1 protein-coding gene is annotated in these 1,281 nt (G+C 72.7%); it reads left to right on the top strand.

Features of this window, described 5'->3' with window-relative positions; translation table 11 throughout:
• Positions 1-196: 196 nt before the first annotated feature.
• A partial coding sequence (locus OZN99_RS31825; protein WP_270939190.1) for a malonyl-CoA decarboxylase domain-containing protein occupies positions 197-1,281 on the top strand: 1,085 nt, incomplete at its 3' end.

Raw genomic sequence — 1,281 nt, 5'->3', positions numbered from 1 at the left:
TGGCGCAGGGGCTGCCGGCCTTCGACGCGGCGGCCGCTGCCGTCCACCTGCACGGCGCGGCGGCGCAGGCCGCCGGGCCCGGCCTGCTCGCCGAGGACCTGCCCCGCTTCGTTCCGGATGCGCTCGCGCGGTTATGGGTCGATTGAAGCGTCGTCCTGCGTCACTATCTGCCTGAAACACGCGGAAAGGATGCGTGATGTCCGATCTGGCCGTCGCACCCGGCCTGCTTGACCGAGCCCTGCGGCGCGTGACCGCGCTGTGGCGCGACATGGCCGGCGGCGTGGCGGAGGAGGACGGGGTCCTCGAGCAGATGCGCGCCTGCCTGGATGCGCGCGGCGGCGAGGTCTCGGCGCGGTCCCGCGCTGCGGGGCTGGCGCAGGCCTATCTGGTGGCGGACCAGGCCGGCCGCGACGAGTTCCTGCGCGCGCTGGCCTCCTTCGATTCCGACCACGAGGCGGTGCGGGCCGCCTGGGACAAGGTGGCCGCCGCGACCGGCGTGGCCGAGCGCGCCGCGGCCAAGGCCCGGCTGCGCCGCGCCCTGGAGCCGCCGCGGATGCGGCTGCTGACGCAGTTCACCGCCATCCCGGACGGTGTGAAGCTGGTGGTGGACATGCGCGCCGACCTGCTGGCGCGCATGCAGGACGCGCCGCTGCTGCAGGCGCTGGAAGGCGACCTCAAGACGCTGCTGGCCGCCTGGTTCGACGTGGGCTTCCTGGAATTGCGCCGGATCGACTGGTCGTCGCCGGCGAGCCTGCTGGAGAAGCTGGTGCAGTACGAGGCGGTGCACCGCATCCGCACCTGGCGCGACCTGAAGAACCGGCTGGATTCCGACCGCCGCTGCTACGCCTTCTTCCACCCGCGCATGCCCGAGGAGCCGCTGATCTTCGTGGAGGTCGCGCTGGTCAAGGGCATGGCCGACAACGTGCAGCGCCTGCTGGACGAGAAGGCGCCGGTGCTCGACCCGAAGGCCTGCGACACGGCGATCTTCTACTCCATCAACAACTGCCAGCGCGGGCTGGACGGCATCTCCTTCGGCAACTTCCTGATCAAGCGCGTGGTGGCGCTGCTGTCCGACGAGTTCCGCAACCTCAAGAGCTTTGCGACCCTCTCGCCGATCCCGGGCTTCCGCCGCTGGCTGGAGGAGCGGCTCGCCGCCGCCGACGCCGCGCTGATCACCGAGGAGGAGGCGGCGGCGCTGCGCGCCGTGGCGCCGCCCGACCTGGCGCTGCCGGCGCCGGCTTCCGACGGCGCAGTGGTGGCGCCGTCACGCGCCGGCAGCGA

This window comes from Falsiroseomonas oryzae (genome assembly GCF_027856955.1).
Classification (GTDB): Bacteria; Pseudomonadota; Alphaproteobacteria; order Acetobacterales; family Acetobacteraceae; genus Falsiroseomonas; species Falsiroseomonas oryzae.
Note: the sequence above shows the minus strand (reverse complement) of the source record. Positions and strands in the feature narration are given on the sequence as shown.